We start from the raw sequence: 14,792 nt of genomic DNA on the forward strand, positions 1-14,792 counted from the left end.
GCGCGGCATTGGGGCGGGCCGGGAGGCAAAGAATGGATTATAAAAAGAACCGGATACCAGCGGGGACGACAAAAGCCCGCGTGGAGCGACAAAAATTCACAAAAGAGATGCAATTTGTTGCAAATGTAATGCGCGCGTAATGTCTGCACATAGCAACCGTCGTTAGCATGCCGAGATGGCCAGTCGAGAATTCCCGCAAATCGTGAAACGCATCCTTATCGTGAAAGTGACGTCGCTCGGCGACGTCGTCCAGACGCTGCCCGTCGTCGCCGACCTGCATCGCGCCTTCCCCGGCGTGACGGTCGACTGGGCCGTGGACGAATCGTGCGCGGAGGTCGTACGCTGGCATCCGGGCGTGAGCGCCGTCCTGTGCGCGCCGCTGCGCCGCTTCAAGAAACTGCGCAATGCCGGCGACCTGAAGGCGATCTCGGCATCGATCGGTGCGTTGCGTGCGCATCGGTACGACGCGGTCATCGATCTGCACGGCGTCTACAAGAGCGCGATCATTGCGTCGCTGGCGCGTGCCGCGCGCCGCGTCGGCTACCAGACGCAGGATCTCGGCGAAACGGGCGCGCGCTTCGCGTATTCGCACCGTTTCGGCCCGCGGCCCGACTGCGATGCATGGCACGGGATGCGCGTGAGTGCCGGCGAAGCGCTCGGCTACGTGCCCGAAGGGCCTGCCACGTACGGCGTGGTCGCGCCGCAGGATGCGAGCCTGCCGGCCGCCGTGACCGACGGCGAGCCGTTCGTGCTGCTGTTCCATGCGACGTCCAATCCCGACAAGAAGTGGCCGGCCGAGCATTGGGCCGCCCTTGCCACGGAGATGATGGCGCGCGGCGTGCGCGTGCTGCTGCCGTGGGGATCGGCAGCCGAGCACGACGATGCGCGGGATATCGCCGCCCGTGCGCCGGGCGCGATCGTGTTACCGGCGATGACGGTGCGCGAGCTCGGTGCGGCGCTCGGGCGGGCCGCGCTCGTGGTGGGCGTCGATACGGGGTTCGTGCACATGGCGCACGCGCTGCAGCGGCCGACCGTGATGATTTTCGTCGCGACGTCGCGCCACCATTGCGGCATCGGCGGCGCACCGACTGCGCTGTCGATCGGCGAGCCGGGCGCGATGCCGACCGTCGACGAGGCGCTGGACGCGATCGATGCGGTTTGCCCGGCCTACGGCGCGTTGCGCGCGCGGCTGTCCGCCTGACGCGGCGCGGCGGCCGCGTTCAGGCCAGCAACACCTCGACCGTGACGACGGCGGCAATGGCCGCCAGATTCGCCAGCAGCGCCTCGAACACGAGGCCGCGCCAGGTCTTCGGCCGGAACCGCAGCGCGAGGAGTAGCGCGCCTCCCAGCGCGAGCGCGAGGATCAGGATGAGATCGGCATTGCCGAGGCGGATATTCATGGCGGCGGCTCCTGTCGGGGCGGGGTCCCCGGGCGCGCGACGGCGCGCCCAGAATCGAGTATAGAGAGCGCTCGCCGCCGTACAACCCGGGTCGCCCCGAAGGGTCAGACGAGCGACGCGTCGCGCGTTTCGCGCATCAGCAGTACGCCGATCAGGCTGATCGCCGCCGCAATCGACACATAGCCGCCGACCCACGACAGCCCGCCGCGCGCAACCAGCAGTTGCGCGATATACGGTGCGATCGACGCGCCGAGAATCCCGCCGAGGTTGTACGCGACGCCCGCGCCCGTATAGCGGACGTTGGTCGGGAACAATTCCGGCAGCAGAGCGCCCATCGGCGCGAACGTCACGCCCATCAGGAACAGCTCGATCGTCAGGAACAGCGCGACGAGCGGCATCGAGCCGCTGCCGAGCAGCGGTTCCATCGCGAACCCCGACAGCAGTGCCGCGATCGCGCCGGCGACCAGCACCGGCTTGCGCCCGAAGCGATCCGACGCCCATGCGGACAGCGGCGTCGCGAGGCCCATGAAGACGACCGCGAAACACAGCAGGCCGAGGAAGCTCTGGCGCGGAATATGCAGCGCCGACACGCCGTACGACAGCGAGAACACCGTCGAGATGTAGAACAGCGTGTAGCAGACGACCATCGCGAGCGCGCCGAGCAGCGTCGGCCGCCAGTGTTGCGTGACGAGCGTCGCAACCGGCACGCGCACGCGCTCGTTGCGGTCGAGGGCCGCCTGGAACGCGGGCGTTTCGGTGATCTTGAGCCGCACGTACAGGCCGAGCGCGACGAGCACCGCGCTGACGAGGAACGGAATGCGCCAGCCCCAGCTGCGGAACTGCTCGTCTGACAGCGACAGCGCGAGCGCGAAGAACAGGCCGTTCGACATCAGGAAGCCGACCGACGGCCCCAGTTGCGGGAACATCCCGAACCAGCCGCGCTTGCCCTGCGGCGCATGCTCGGTCGCGAGCAGTGCCGCGCCGCCCCATTCGCCGCCCAGGCCGATCCCCTGGCCGAAGCGCAGCACGCACAGCAGCACCGGCGCGAGCGCGCCGATCGCGTCGTAGCCGGGCACGAAGCCGATCGCGGTGGTGGATACACCCATCACGAGCAGCGATGCGACGAGCGTCGACTTGCGGCCGATACGGTCGCCGAAGTGCCCGAACAGGAACGAGCCGATCGGGCGCGCGATGAATGCGATGCCGAACGTGACGAACGCGGACAGCGCCTGTGCGGTCGCGGAGCCATGCGGGAAGAACACGGGGCCGATCACGAGCGCGGCGGCCGTCGCGTACACGTAGAAATCGTAGAACTCGATCGCGGTGCCGATGAAGCTCGCGAACACGATGCGCCGGTGGCTGACGGCGCCAGCCGAACCGGTTGCGTGTGCAACGGCCGGGGGGGATGCGGACATGGATGTCTCCGTTTTGTCGTTGGGGCGGTCGGCTGAGCGTGCGCTCGGGCAGGCGACTGCCTGCCGGCGCTGCCGAGCAGAGGATGATGCGGGTGACGCGGTGGCGGCGTGGACGCGCGCCGGGGCGCGGACGTCACCCGCCGGTCGACGATGGAGACGGGTACGTCGCCGCCGCCCGGTGCCGGCGTGGTCGGCTCGCTTGCCGGGTGGGGCGCGCGAACGCACGCGCGGCGGGATGGCCGCGCGAGTGCGGAAAATTATAGCCAGCGCAGCAGCCCACCGGCAATCGGGGCCGAGGCGGCGCGTCAATCGATCGATTGCGCCTGCGCGGAGGCGGTGCTCTGCAACTGGAAGTGGCCGTCGTCGTTGAAGAGCCAGCCTTCCATCAGTTCGAGCCGGCCGTTGCCGTCGAGCAGCCGCGACGGCGGCGCCGGCAGCGGAGCCGAGCGGCGCAGCGACGCGAGCGCGAGCGCTTCCGCTTCGCTGTCGCCGTTGCTGCGATAGACGGATGCGTTGATCACGCGGCCGCTGCCATCGACGGTGAAGGCCACGACGACGAGCGAACGCAGCATGGCCTGCGGTGTGCCGTGCAGCATGCCGGACGGATTGCGCTCGGCGACACGATGGGCGACCTCGACGCGATACTGGTCGAGGCTGCCGCTGCGTGTGACCGATGGAATCGTCAGGACCGAGCGTAGCGACGAAGGCGGTGTGATCGTGCACGCGGCAAGCAGGGCGACGGCGGCCAGCGTCGCAACACGCAGCCGGGCGACCCGCGGATGGAGAAGGGGGCGCATGAGGTGATGGCCAGGAGGGACGATAAAAAAATGATAGACGCACCGACGCGCGGCGATATGGGGAGAAACGCATAGCGAGCGGAACCGGTCGTTGCGATCGCTGATGACGAAGGCCGGGCGCCGCGTCGGGCAACGTGCGTCGTGCGTGTGCGTCGCGATGTGACGCGACATGTGACAGCGTCCACGGGCACGTGCGTGTTGCGAGATTGAAAACCACCGCACGCCGCGATCGTCCGACGGAGCGGCGCGGTCAGCCGTGCGGCAACCTCGGCTCGCCGCCCGCGCGATCGCAAGCGATGCGGGCCGGCCGCGTCAGAAGCCGTGCGTCACGAGCGACAGTACCGACAGGTCGGGGTGCGTGCCGTCGATGATGCTCTTGCCGATGTGCACGGCTTCGTGGGCGGCCTCGTCGATGCTCGCGAAGCTTTCCTCGCCGTCCGCATGGAACGGCACCGCATGGCCGGGCAACGCGGGATTCACGCCCGGATGGCATACGTAGCCGGTGTAGGTATAGCGCGTGTCGCTGCCGGGCATCGCGGCCGGCACGACATGGATCTCGAAGCCTTCGTAATCGACGTGGTCCGTCGCGGTCGACAGGTCGGTCATGGCGATCTCCGTGTGCCGCACGCAAGGGTGGCGCGTGCGGCATCGAATACGCGGCGGCGTTCGTGTCGCCGTGTTGAACGAATTCTAGGTGATCGAGCGGCCGGCCGGGAGGCTTCCGGCGCGGTGCGACGCAACGATGGGTTGCTGCCCGGGCCCGTGGCTCAGGTGCCGCGCGAGGTTGGGCACGACCGCGCGTGCCGTTTCGAAGGACGGGTTCGCGCGCTGCGCTGCGTCATTGTTTGCAGCGCGCGTCCTTGCGCTGCACGACGATGATCACCGGGTATTTCTGGCCGTGGTCGAGCTCCACGCGCGCCACGACGGTCAGCGTGGCGGGATCGGAATCGTCGTACACGCTGACCTGTTCGTTCCGGAGGTAGGTCACGCCGGTGCAGTTCGACGTGCGTCCGTCGTCGCCCACCTTGCACTGGAGGTCGTTGTCCTTCAGGTAGTTGTAGGGCGACGGGCTCGCGAGGTATTCGCTCAGGCCGCGCGGTGAGCCGCCGACGCCGGTCACATAGGCGATCGCGCACGATGCTTGGGCGTCGCTCCCGGAGGCGGTGTCGGCCGCTGCATGCGTGCTGACGGCAACCAGCAGCGCGGCGAGCGACGAGACGATGAATGGCTTCATGACGTGGAGTTCCCGTTTCGCGAATCGGAGCGCGGGATTGTAACGGCATCCGGCGGAGCGCGTCGGAACGTGCGGAGTGCACGCGTGCGGACAAACAAAAACCCCGTCATTCCGGGAATGGACGGGGCTGGGCGAACTTCCTGGCGGAAGCGGTGAGATTCGAACTCACGGACAGTTTCCCGTCGCTGGTTTTCAAGACCAGTGCCTTAAACCGCTCGGCCACGCTTCCACACGAGGCGGCATTGTAACCGAAATGCCGCCTCGTTCATTCGTTCAGTCGTCGCGCAGGAACAGTTCCTGCAGGTCGTTGAGGAAACGCTGGCCAAGCGGCGTCGGCGCGATCTGCGTGAAATCGCGCGTGATCAGTCCGCGCCGCTCCGCCTCCTTCAGCGCCGGCTCGATCGTGCTCATCGGCAGGCCCGTGCGTTCCGCGAAGCTGTGCACGGGGAAGCCCTCGACGAGCCGCAACGTGTTCAGCATGAATTCGAACGGCAGGTCGCGCGCGCCGACTTCACGCTCCTCCTGCACGGCCGTGCCGGCCTTCGCCTGCTCGATGAAGGTCGCCGGATGCTTGTAGCGGGCCTGCCGCAGGATCCGGTTCGGAAACGACAGCTTCGTGTGGGCGCCCGCACCGATCCCGAGATAGTCGCCGAAGCGCCAGTAATTCAGGTTGTGCTTGCACTGATGATTCGGCTTCGCGTACGCGGACACTTCGTAGCGCCCGTAGCCGGCTTCGGCCGTGCGCGCATGAATCCATTCCTGCATGTCGGCCGACGCGTCGTCGTCGGGGACGACCGGCGGGAACTTCGCGAACAGCGTATTCGGCTCGAGCGTCAGGTGATACAGCGACAGGTGCGGCGGCGCGAACGACAGCGCGGTCTCGATGTCGGTGCGGCATTCGTCGAGCGTCTGGTTCGGCAGCGCGAACATCAGGTCGAGGTTGAAGTTGTCGAAGTTCTTCGCGGCGATCTCGACGGCCGCGCGTGCCTGCGCGGTGTCGTGAATCCGGCCGAGCGCCTTCAGGTGCGCTTCGTTGAAGCTCTGGATGCCGACCGACAGGCGGTTCACGCCGCTTGCGCGGAACTGCGCGAACTTCGCGGCTTCGAACGTACCCGGATTCGCCTCGAGCGTGATCTCGGCATCGGCGTCGAGCGGCAGCAGCGCGCGCACGTCGGACAGCATCCGGTCGAGGCCGGCCGCCGACAGCAGGCTCGGCGTGCCGCCGCCGATGAACACGGTATGCACCTGCCGGCCCCACACGAGCGGGAGCGCCTGCTCGAGATCGGCGCGCAGCGCGTCGAGATATTCGGCTTCCGGAAACCGTTCGCCTTTCCATTCGTGCGAGTTGAAATCGCAGTACGGGCACTTGCGCACGCACCACGGGAAATGCACGTACAGCGCGAGCGGCGGCAACGACGTGAGGCGCACCTGGCCGGGCGACGTGAAGGTCGCGACGACGCGCGCGCCGGTTTCCGCGGCCTGGCTCATGTTATCTCCCGCGGCGAAGGGGTATCGGGTAGGGTCATGCTTCCTCCGCGAGCCGCGCGAGCAACGCCTTCAGCGCCAGCGCGCGATGGCTGTGCGCGTTCTTCACGGCCGGCTCGAGTTCGGCGGCCGTCGCGCCGAGCGACGGCAGGTAGAAATACGGGTCGTAGCCGAATCCGTGTTCGCCGCGCGGCGTATCGACGATCTCGCCGGCCCAGCGCCCTTCGGCGAACAGCGGTTCCGGATCGTCCGCATGGCGGACGAGCGCGAGCACGCAGCAGTAGTAGGCGCGCCGGTCGTCGACGCCGCGCAGTTGCTCGACGAGATACGCATTGTTCGCCGCGTCGCCCTTGTCGCGGCCCGCGCGCTGCGCATAGCGCGCCGAATAGACTCCGGGCGCGCCGCGCAGCACACGCACGCACAGGCCGGAATCGTCCGCGATCGCCGGCAGTCCGGTGAGTCGCGACGCGTGCCGCGCCTTGGTCAGCGCGTTCTCGATGAACGTGCCGAACGGCTCCTCCGCCTCCGGCACCGCGAGGTCGCCCTGCGGGACGATCTCGATGCCGACCGTCGAGAACAGCGCGGTGAATTCGCGCAGCTTGCCCGGGTTGTTCGATGCGAGCACGATGCGCGACAGCGGCGCGAGGGTCAGGTCGTCAGGCATGGCTCGCGCCCAGGACGTCTTTCTGCAACTGCACGAGCTCGGCGATCCCGCCCTGAGCGAGGTCGAGCAGCGCATCCATCTCGGCGCGCGAGAACGGCACGCCTTCGGCCGTGCCCTGCACTTCGACGAAGCCGCCGGCGCCCGTCATCACGACGTTCATGTCGGTGTCGCAGCGCGAATCTTCCGCGTAGTCGAGGTCGAGCACGGGCGCGCCTTCGTACACGCCGACCGAGATCGCGGCGACGTGGTCGGTGATCGGCGAGCGCGCGAGCTTGCCGGCCGCGATCAGCGTCGACACGGCGTCGTGCGCGGCGACGAACGCGCCGGTGATGCTGGCCGTGCGCGTGCCGCCGTCGGCCTGGATCACGTCGCAGTCGATGTGGATCGTGCGCGGGCCGAGCGCCTCGAGATCGAACACCGCGCGCAGCGCGCGGCCGATCAGGCGCTGAATTTCCTGCGTACGGCCCGTCTGCTTGCCGCGCGCGGCTTCACGGTCGCTGCGCGTGTGGGTCGCGCGCGGCAGCATGCCGTATTCGGCGGTCAGCCAGCCTTGCCCGCGCTCGCGCAGGAACTCGGGCACGCGCTCGGCGACGCTTGCGGTGCAGAGCACCTTGGTGTCGCCGAATTCGACCAGTACGGAGCCTTCGGCGTGTTTCGTGTAGTGGCGCGTGAGGGCGACCTTGCGCAGTTCGTCGGCGCGGCGGCCGCTCGGGCGGGAAACGGAAGACGTCATGGGGAAATCGCGGAAGGGGAGGAAACCCCGATTTTAGCGCCGAACGGCGGGCGTGCCCGGCGGGATGGTCCGCAAAAATGGGATAATGCGCGCTTCTCGCCCCGCGCCTTCCGATGCGCCGGGCGCCTTGATGTATCCCCCGCCCGCGAGGGCACCAGACGGCGAGACGAACCATGATCTACAGCATGACGGGCTACGCGAGCGCGACGCGCGAACTCGCGACGGCCACCGGCAACGGCGGCACCAGCGTGTCGGTCGAACTGCGCACCGTGAACTCGCGCTTCCTCGATCTCAATTTCCGGATGCCGGACGACGTGCGCGCGTGCGAACCCGCGCTGCGCGAAATGCTGATGAACAAGCTGTCGCGCGGCAAGGTCGACGTGCGCATCAACCTGCAGCGCGGCGAGCAGAGCATCGGCGCGGGCGCGCTGAACCAGTCGGCGCTCGGCCAGCTTGCCGATCTCGAACGCGCGGTGCTCGATTCGTTCCCGGGCGTCGGCCGCCTGCGCGCGGGGGAAATCCTGCGCTGGCCCGGCGTGCTCGCCGAGAGCGGGGTGTCGGCCGAAGCGATCCGCGACGCGGTGCTCGCATGCGGCAAGGAAGCGATCGGCGAGCTCGTCGTCGTGCGTTCGCGCGAAGGCGCGCAACTGGCGACGATGCTGCTGTCGAACGTCACCGAGATGGAGGCGATCGTCGCGCGCATCACGCCGCTCGTGCCGGAGCTGATCGCGAAGCACCAGCAGAAGATCGTCGAGCGGCTGCAGGAAGCGCTCGGCCTCGCTGCGCCCGAAGGCGGCTCGACGGTCGTCACGCGCGAGGAAGCCGCGGAGCGCATCCGTCAGGAAGTGACGATGTACGGGATCCGGATCGACATCGCGGAAGAGCTGTCGCGGCTCACCGCGCACCTGAACGAAACGCGTCACGTGATCGAGAAGGGCGGCCGCGTCGGCAAGCGCCTCGATTTCATGATGCAGGAACTGAATCGCGAAGCGAACACGCTTGGCTCGAAAGCGGCGGCGAAGGAACTTGCCGACGCGTCGATGGCGCTGAAGCTGCTGATCGAGCAGATGCGCGAGCAAGTGCAAAACCTGGAGTAAAAGAGATGAAACGACCCCCACGCTCACTACGTTCGTTGCCCCACGAGGGGGCAGCCCGGCGGAGGCTGTCATGATCGAATCCCATCGCGACGGCCACGCGTCGCATTCGCTGCACGGCGGCGTCTATCCCGGTAACCTGTTCATGGTCGTCGCACCGTCGGGCGCCGGCAAGTCGACGCTCGTGAATGCGCTGCTGTCGAAGGACAGCGACATCTGCCTGTCGATCTCGTACACGACGCGCAAGCCACGCCCGGGCGAGCAGGACGGTCAGCACTACCACTTCACGACCGTCGAGGATTTCCGCACGCGTCACGCGGCGCACGAATTCCTCGAGAGCGCGGAAGTGCACGGCAACTACTACGGCACGTCGCGCGTCTGGATCGAAGAGCAGATGAAGAACGGCCACGACGTGCTGCTCGAAATCGACTGGCAGGGTGCGTTGCAGGTGAAGAAGCAGTTCCGCAACGCGGTCGGCATCTTCATTCTGCCGCCGTCGCTCGATGCCCTCGAGGAGCGTCTGAAGAAGCGCGGCCAGGACGAACCGAACGTGATCACGCGACGCCTGCTGGCCGCGGGCAGCGAGATCGCGCACGCGTCCGAAGCGGAATACGTGGTGATCAACGAGAATTTCGAGCGTGCGCTCGCGGAACTCGAATGCATCGTCGCGGCGACGCGCCTGCGTTTTGCTTCGCAGTACGCGCGACACACGGAGCTGTTCATCGAGCTCGGCATCCATCTGCCCCACGCGGAATGACGCGGGGCACGAGGGACATAAGGTAGAATAAGCACTATATTCAGAAGGAATTACCACCATGGCTCGCATTACCGTCGAAGACTGCCTGAAGCAAATCCCGAATCGCTTCGAACTGGCGCTCGCTGCCACCTATCGCGCGCGGCAGCTCGCGCAAGGCCATACGCCGAAAATCGAAAGCCGCGACAAGCCGACCGTCGTCGCGCTGCGCGAAATCGCCGCCGGCCAGGTCGGCGTCGAGATGCTGAAGAAGGTGCCGGTGTAACGCGCATCCGGCCCGTTCCAGCCATGTAGTCCACGCGCGCAACGACTCGACCTGGAGGCGAATATGAGCACCACCCCATCGTCCGCCTCCGCGGATCCGACCACCGAAGCCACGGCTCAGTCGCCTGCGCGCCAGTACATCGACGCGGTCCTCGAACAGTCCTTCCGGCATCTGTTCGGGCCGACCGCCACACCGGAGCAGCCGCGCAAGCACGGCGTCGTTTCGATCGCGAAACTGACGGCCGCACTTGCCGAGTATCTCGCTCCGGACGAAATCAAAGAGGTCAAGGCGGCGTTCCACTTCAGCGACGAAGCCCACCTCGGTCAATATCGCCAGAGCGGCGAACCCTATATCACCCATCCCGTCGCCGTCGCGGAAATCTGCGCCGGCTGGAAGCTCGATGCGCAGGCCGTGATGGCCGCGTTGCTGCACGACGTGATGGAAGACCAGGGCGTGACCAAGAACGAGCTGGCCGAGCGGTTCGGCCCGAAGGTCGCCGAGCTGGTCGACGGCCTGTCGAAGCTCGACAAGATGGAATTCCGCAGCCGCGAGGAAGCGCAGGCGGAAAATTTCCGCAAGATGCTGCTCGCGATGGCACGCGACGTGCGCGTCATCCTCGTCAAGCTCGCCGATCGCCTGCACAACATGCGCACGCTCGGCGCGGTGCCGATGGAAAAACGCCGTCGCGTTGCGCGCGAAACGCTCGACATCTATGCACCGATCGCGCACCGGCTCGGGTTGAACAACACGTATCGCGAGCTGCAGGACATGAGCTTCGCGAACTTCAACCCGCATCGCTACGCGACGCTCGAGAAGGCCGTGAAGGCCGCGCGCGGCAACCGCCGCGAAGTGATCAGCAAGATCCTCGAGGCCGCGCAGCGCGCGATGGCCGACGCAAAGATCGACGCCGAGATCACCGGCCGCGAGAAGACCATCTACAGCGTCTACCGCAAGATGCGCGACAAGCAGCTATCGTTCTCGCAGGTGCTCGACGTGTACGGCTTCCGGGTCGTCGTCGACAGCCCGCTCGACTGCTACACGTGCATCGGCGCGCTGCACGCGCTGTACAAGCCCGTACCCGGCAAGTTCAAGGATTACATCGCGATCCCGAAGATCAACGGCTATCAGTCGCTGCACACGACGCTCGTCGGCCCGTTCGGCGCGCCGATCGAGTTCCAGGTGCGCACGCGCAAGATGCACGAGATCGCCGAGGCGGGGGTCGCCGCGCACTGGCTGTACAAGAACGGCAGCGCGGATCTCAGCGACGTGCAGAAGCGCGCGCACCAGTGGCTGAAGTCGTTGCTCGACATCCAGAGCGAAGCCGGCGATTCGAGCGAATTCCTCGAGCACGTGAAGATCGACCTGTTCCCCGACGCGGTCTACGTGTTCACGCCGAAGTCGAAGATCATGGCGCTGCCGCGCGGCGCGACGGCGCTCGATTTCGCGTATTCGATCCACAGCGATCTCGGCAACCAGTGCGTGGCCGTGAAGATCAACAACGAGCTGCTGCCGCTGCGCACCGAGTTGAAGAGCGGCGACATCGTCGAGGTGATCACCGCGCCGTATTCGAAGCCGAACCCCGCGTGGCTCGGCTTCGTGCGTACCGGCAAGGCGCGCTCGGCGATTCGCCACTACCTGAAGACGATGCGCCTGAACGAGTCCGTGCAGCTGGGCGAGCGGCTCGTCGACCAGAGCCTGAAGGGCTATGGTCTCGCGCTGGCCGATGTCGAGCCGGAAGTGTGGGAGAAGCTCGTGCAGTGGACGGGCAACAAGAGCCGCCAGGAAATCTTCGCGGACATCGGCCTCGGCCGTCGCGTCGCCGCGGTGATGGCCAAGCGCATCGAGGTGCTGATGAGCGGCCGCGACGCGGACGACGATCTGCCGAAGTCCGAGCGGCATCCGGCGCATCACGCGCCGCCGGTCGTGATCACCGGCACCGAAGGGATGTCCGTGCAGTTGTCCGCATGCTGCCGGCCGATCCCGGGCGACGCGATCATGGGTTACATCGGCATCGGTCTGGGCATGGCGATTCATACGACGGATTGCCGGGTCGCGCAGCGCATCCATCGCCGCGATCCAGGTCGCTGGATCGACGTCGAATGGGCGCCGCAGCCGGGACGCCTGTTCGATGTCGCGGTGAAGGCGCTCGTGAAGAACACGAAGGGCATCTTCGCGCGCGTCGCGGCGGACATCACGTCGGCCGACGCGAACATCGTCCATATCGCGATGGACGAGGATCTGACGCACGAATCGACGGTGCTGCGCTTCGTGATCCAGGTCAGCGATCGCGTGCATCTCGCGAACGTGATGCGGCGCGTGAGAACCAATCCGGACGTGATGCGGATCATGCGCGAGCGCTCGACCGACGACGGTGCGCACGCGCGCCACGACGGCGGCATGCGTATCGAGCGCGAGCGGCAGGATTACTGACGCCACCCGCGGTGGCGGGCGAATTCGACGCTCGACGGACGGCGGCCTATGGCCGCCGTTTTCATTGGGGCGGCCGAAAGCGCGGAGGATGTTGCCGGCGCTTGTCGAGGAGGGCATTCGGGGCGATGATGCGGGCGAGGAGAGGCGGGCGCAAAAAGAAAAAGGGCTTTCCCGGAGGAAAGCCCTTTTAAGGTGGCGCGGCTGGCAGGATTCGAACCCACGACCCCTTGGTTCGTAGCCAAGTACTCTATCCAACTGAGCTACAGCCGCACGCAAAACGGTACTGCTTCAACTGTCGGAACCTTCTGCGATGGGAAGGCCCCCAAAAAGGTGGCGCGGCTGGCAGGATTCGAACCCACGACCCCTTGGTTCGTAGCCAAGTACTCTATCCAACTGAGCTACAGCCGCACGCAAAAACGAACTTCTACTGCTTTGAACTGAAAGGGCCTTCGGTTGGGAAGGCCCTCGAAAAAGTGGCGCGGCTGGCAGGATTCGAACCCACGACCCCTTGGTTCGTAGCCAAGTACTCTATCCAACTGAGCTACAGCCGCACGCAGAAGCGGAAGTATAGCAGAGTCATATAAAAAGGGAAGCCTTATTCGCGAATAAGGCGGCATGACCTTGGCCGGCCGCCCTTCGTGTACCCTTGGAGGATCAGTCATCCACGTTGAATCTGCATCATGAACAAGGCGTTTGTCAAAGAGTCGGACGGTGACGACGACGATCTCGACCAGGCTCAACCCGCGATTCCGGCGGGCGCGAAGAACTACATCACGCCGGCCGGCCACAAGCGGCTGCGGGACGAGCTGCTGAACCTGATCGACGTCGAGCGTCCCGAGGTCGTGCGGCTCGTATCGTGGGCCGCGTCGAACGGCGACCGGTCGGAAAACGGCGACTACATCTACGGCAAGCGGCGGCTTCGCGAGATCGATCGCCGCATCCGCTTCCTGACGAAGCGGCTCGACCTCGCCGAAGTCGTCGACGCGAGCCGGCAGGAGAACGTCGACCAGGTGTTCTTCGGCGCGACGGTGGATTACGAGACGCCGGACGGCGAGGATCACACGGTGACGATCGTCGGGATCGACGAGGTCGATCTCGACCGCGGCTGTGTCAGCTGGATTTCGCCGGTCGCGCGCGCGCTGATCAAGGCGAGGATCGGCGATACCGTCACGCTGCTGACGCCGGCTGGCCCGCAGCCGATCGATATCCTCGATGTGCGTTATCCGTCCGCGGACAGCCGGATGTGAACCGCATGGTCGGCGCTGCGCCGGGCCGGCCGTCCGCGAACCCTGCAGTCCAAAAAAAAGCGCCTCGCGAGGCGCTTTTTCGTGCCGAAACAACTTCGGTCAGAAACGGTGACGCAGCCCGGCGGTCACCGCGATCTGCTTGTTGGTCGACGAGGCGCCGCCGAGGCCATTGACATAGGCGCCGAGGCCCAGACCGTCCGTGCTGACTCGCTGATACACGCCTTGCACGTACACGTCGGTCCGCTTGGACAGCGCATAGTCGGTCTGCAGGTTGAACTGGTTCCAGCCCGGATGACGGCCGTCCAGGAAGCCGGCGGTGTACGTGTACGATCCGGCCAGCGAGAAGGCCGGCGTGAGCGCGTAGCGCGCATTGACTTCGTAGTTGTTGAAGCGGGCAAACGTACCGTCGAGGGCCAGACCGTTCGACACGCCCGAGGCACCCGCGGAGATGCCGAGCGCCCGGTTCACGCGCGATTGCGTGAATACGAAGCCGGCCGTGGCCGGGCCGAACGTGTAGTTCAGGCCGCCGCCGAACACGCGCTGACGCTTGCCGACGAACGTGTTGTCGCCTGCCACCGCGCCGCCGCTGTTGGTGACCGCAGCCGACGTGAGCCCCGAGATGTCATTGTTCAACTGCAGATAGCCGGCGCCGATATTGAAGCCGGCGTAGCTATACGACACGCCCGCGCTGTATGCGCGATTGTTCGAGAACTGGGTGCTGTTCGAGAAGCCGTACAACGCGCCGAACTTCAGGCCGCCGAAATTGACGCTCGTATATTTGACGGAGTTGTTGATCCGGAACGAATTGTTCAGGTTGTCGTTGTCGAACGGGTGGGCAAACTGGGTGCCGCCGAATTGCGTCCCGGTCAGCGACAGCGGCCCGATGTAGTCGACGACGCTATCGTATTGGCGACCGAGGGTGACGGAGCCGAACTGGTCTTGCGACAGGCCGACGAACGCCTGGCGGCCAAATTCGCGGCCATTCTGGCCGAGCGTGCCGTTGGCGATGTTGAAGCCGTTTTCCAGCACGAAGATCGCTTTCAGACCTCCGCCGAGATCTTCCGTGCCGCGCAGGCCCCAGCGGCTGCCGTTGATCTGGCCGCTGCGTTCCGACCATGAGCTGTGCCCGCCCTGATTGTTCGTGTAGGTGATGCCTGCGTCGATCAGCCCGTACAGCGTCACGCTGCTTTGAGCATGGGCTGCAGTAACGAATACACCCGACAACGCGGTGACGATCAGCGTTTTTTTCATGGATCTGTCTCCAAACAGGATGA

General features: G+C 66.2%; 15 protein-coding genes and 4 tRNA genes. 6 read left to right on the forward strand and 13 right to left on the reverse strand.

Features of this window, described 5'->3' with window-relative positions; translation table 11 throughout:
* The first annotated feature begins 202 nt into the window (after positions 1 to 202).
* Positions 203 to 1,201: a lipopolysaccharide heptosyltransferase I gene (gene waaC, locus C4B30_RS17210; RefSeq protein WP_027783812.1), complete on the forward strand. Its 999-nt coding sequence runs from the start codon at positions 203 to 205 to the stop codon at positions 1,199 to 1,201.
* A gap of 19 nt (positions 1,202 to 1,220) precedes the next feature.
* Here the strand turns inward: waaC and C4B30_RS17215 are convergent, their stop codons facing one another.
* From C4B30_RS17215 to rph, 9 genes are all read right to left on the reverse strand, one after another.
* Positions 1,221 to 1,400 (reverse strand): hypothetical protein, encoded by a 180-nt coding sequence (locus C4B30_RS17215; RefSeq protein WP_105132761.1) that lies wholly within the window; start codon positions 1,398 to 1,400, stop codon positions 1,221 to 1,223.
* A gap of 104 nt (positions 1,401 to 1,504) precedes the next feature.
* The gene (locus tag C4B30_RS17220; protein WP_105132762.1) at positions 1,505 to 2,815 is read right to left on the reverse strand and encodes an MFS transporter; all 1,311 of its coding nucleotides are present in this window, start codon (positions 2,813 to 2,815) and stop codon (positions 1,505 to 1,507) included.
* A 305-nt stretch (positions 2,816 to 3,120) separates the two neighbouring features.
* Complete coding sequence (locus C4B30_RS17230) at positions 3,121 to 3,612, reverse strand: energy transducer TonB family protein (RefSeq protein ID WP_027783815.1); 492 nt, start codon at positions 3,610 to 3,612, stop codon at positions 3,121 to 3,123.
* 312 nt (positions 3,613 to 3,924) lie between these two features.
* Complete coding sequence (locus C4B30_RS17235) at positions 3,925 to 4,218, reverse strand: hypothetical protein (RefSeq protein WP_027783816.1); 294 nt, start codon at positions 4,216 to 4,218, stop codon at positions 3,925 to 3,927.
* A 232-nt stretch (positions 4,219 to 4,450) separates the two neighbouring features.
* A complete protein-coding gene (locus C4B30_RS17240; protein WP_105132763.1) occupies positions 4,451 to 4,846 on the reverse strand; it encodes a hypothetical protein in 396 nt (131 codons plus the stop codon).
* Positions 4,847 to 4,987: 141 nt separating this feature from the next.
* A tRNA-Ser gene (locus C4B30_RS17245) sits at positions 4,988 to 5,075 on the reverse strand.
* A 44-nt stretch (positions 5,076 to 5,119) separates the two neighbouring features.
* Entirely contained in the window at positions 5,120 to 6,334 is a 1,215-nt protein-coding gene (gene hemW / locus C4B30_RS17250; protein WP_105132764.1) for a radical SAM family heme chaperone HemW, read from the reverse strand.
* Between the two features lie 34 nt (positions 6,335 to 6,368).
* Positions 6,369 to 6,995: an RdgB/HAM1 family non-canonical purine NTP pyrophosphatase gene (gene rdgB / locus C4B30_RS17255; RefSeq protein WP_105132765.1), complete on the reverse strand. Its 627-nt coding sequence runs from the start codon at positions 6,993 to 6,995 to the stop codon at positions 6,369 to 6,371.
* On the reverse strand, positions 6,988 to 7,728 hold the full coding sequence (gene rph / locus C4B30_RS17260) for a ribonuclease PH (RefSeq protein WP_027783820.1): 741 nt from the start codon (positions 7,726 to 7,728) through the stop codon (positions 6,988 to 6,990). The genes rdgB and rph overlap by 8 nt, the downstream gene beginning before the upstream one ends.
* 173 nt (positions 7,729 to 7,901) lie before the next feature.
* Between rph and C4B30_RS17265 the strand changes: the two genes are divergently transcribed.
* The 4 genes from C4B30_RS17265 (at position 7,902) to C4B30_RS17280 (ending at position 12,271) form a co-directional block, all read left to right on the forward strand.
* Positions 7,902 to 8,825, forward strand: coding sequence for a YicC/YloC family endoribonuclease (locus C4B30_RS17265; RefSeq protein ID WP_027783821.1), 924 nt, complete (start codon positions 7,902 to 7,904; stop codon positions 8,823 to 8,825).
* A 70-nt stretch (positions 8,826 to 8,895) separates the two neighbouring features.
* The gene (gmk, locus tag C4B30_RS17270) at positions 8,896 to 9,579 is read left to right on the forward strand and encodes a guanylate kinase (RefSeq protein ID WP_027783822.1); all 684 of its coding nucleotides are present in this window, start codon (positions 8,896 to 8,898) and stop codon (positions 9,577 to 9,579) included.
* A 58-nt stretch (positions 9,580 to 9,637) separates the two neighbouring features.
* A complete protein-coding gene (rpoZ, locus tag C4B30_RS17275) occupies positions 9,638 to 9,841 on the forward strand; it encodes a DNA-directed RNA polymerase subunit omega (protein ID WP_006025620.1) in 204 nt (67 codons plus the stop codon).
* A gap of 63 nt (positions 9,842 to 9,904) precedes the next feature.
* Positions 9,905 to 12,271, forward strand: a complete 2,367-nt coding sequence (locus C4B30_RS17280) for a RelA/SpoT family protein (protein WP_027783823.1) — start codon at positions 9,905 to 9,907, stop codon at positions 12,269 to 12,271.
* A gap of 193 nt (positions 12,272 to 12,464) precedes the next feature.
* Here C4B30_RS17280 and C4B30_RS17285 read toward each other — a convergent pair.
* From C4B30_RS17285 to C4B30_RS17295, 3 genes are all read right to left on the reverse strand, one after another.
* Positions 12,465 to 12,541 (reverse strand) — tRNA-Arg (locus C4B30_RS17285).
* Between the two features lie 61 nt (positions 12,542 to 12,602).
* Positions 12,603 to 12,679, reverse strand: a tRNA-Arg gene (locus C4B30_RS17290).
* A gap of 66 nt (positions 12,680 to 12,745) precedes the next feature.
* Positions 12,746 to 12,822 (reverse strand) — tRNA-Arg (locus C4B30_RS17295).
* Between the two features lie 129 nt (positions 12,823 to 12,951).
* Between C4B30_RS17295 and greB the strand changes: the two genes are divergently transcribed.
* Complete coding sequence (gene greB, locus C4B30_RS17300; protein WP_027783824.1) at positions 12,952 to 13,518, forward strand: transcription elongation factor GreB; 567 nt, start codon at positions 12,952 to 12,954, stop codon at positions 13,516 to 13,518.
* 99 nt (positions 13,519 to 13,617) lie between these two features.
* Here greB and C4B30_RS17305 read toward each other — a convergent pair whose 3' ends face one another.
* Positions 13,618 to 14,769 carry a porin gene (locus C4B30_RS17305; RefSeq protein ID WP_027783825.1) on the reverse strand — a complete coding sequence of 384 codons (1,152 nt, stop codon included), beginning with the start codon at positions 14,767 to 14,769 and terminating at the stop codon, positions 13,618 to 13,620.
* Positions 14,770 to 14,792 lie beyond the last annotated feature (23 nt).

The sequence above is a fragment of the Burkholderia sp. BE12 genome, assembly GCF_002959955.1.
GTDB lineage: Bacteria > Pseudomonadota > Gammaproteobacteria > Burkholderiales > Burkholderiaceae > Burkholderia.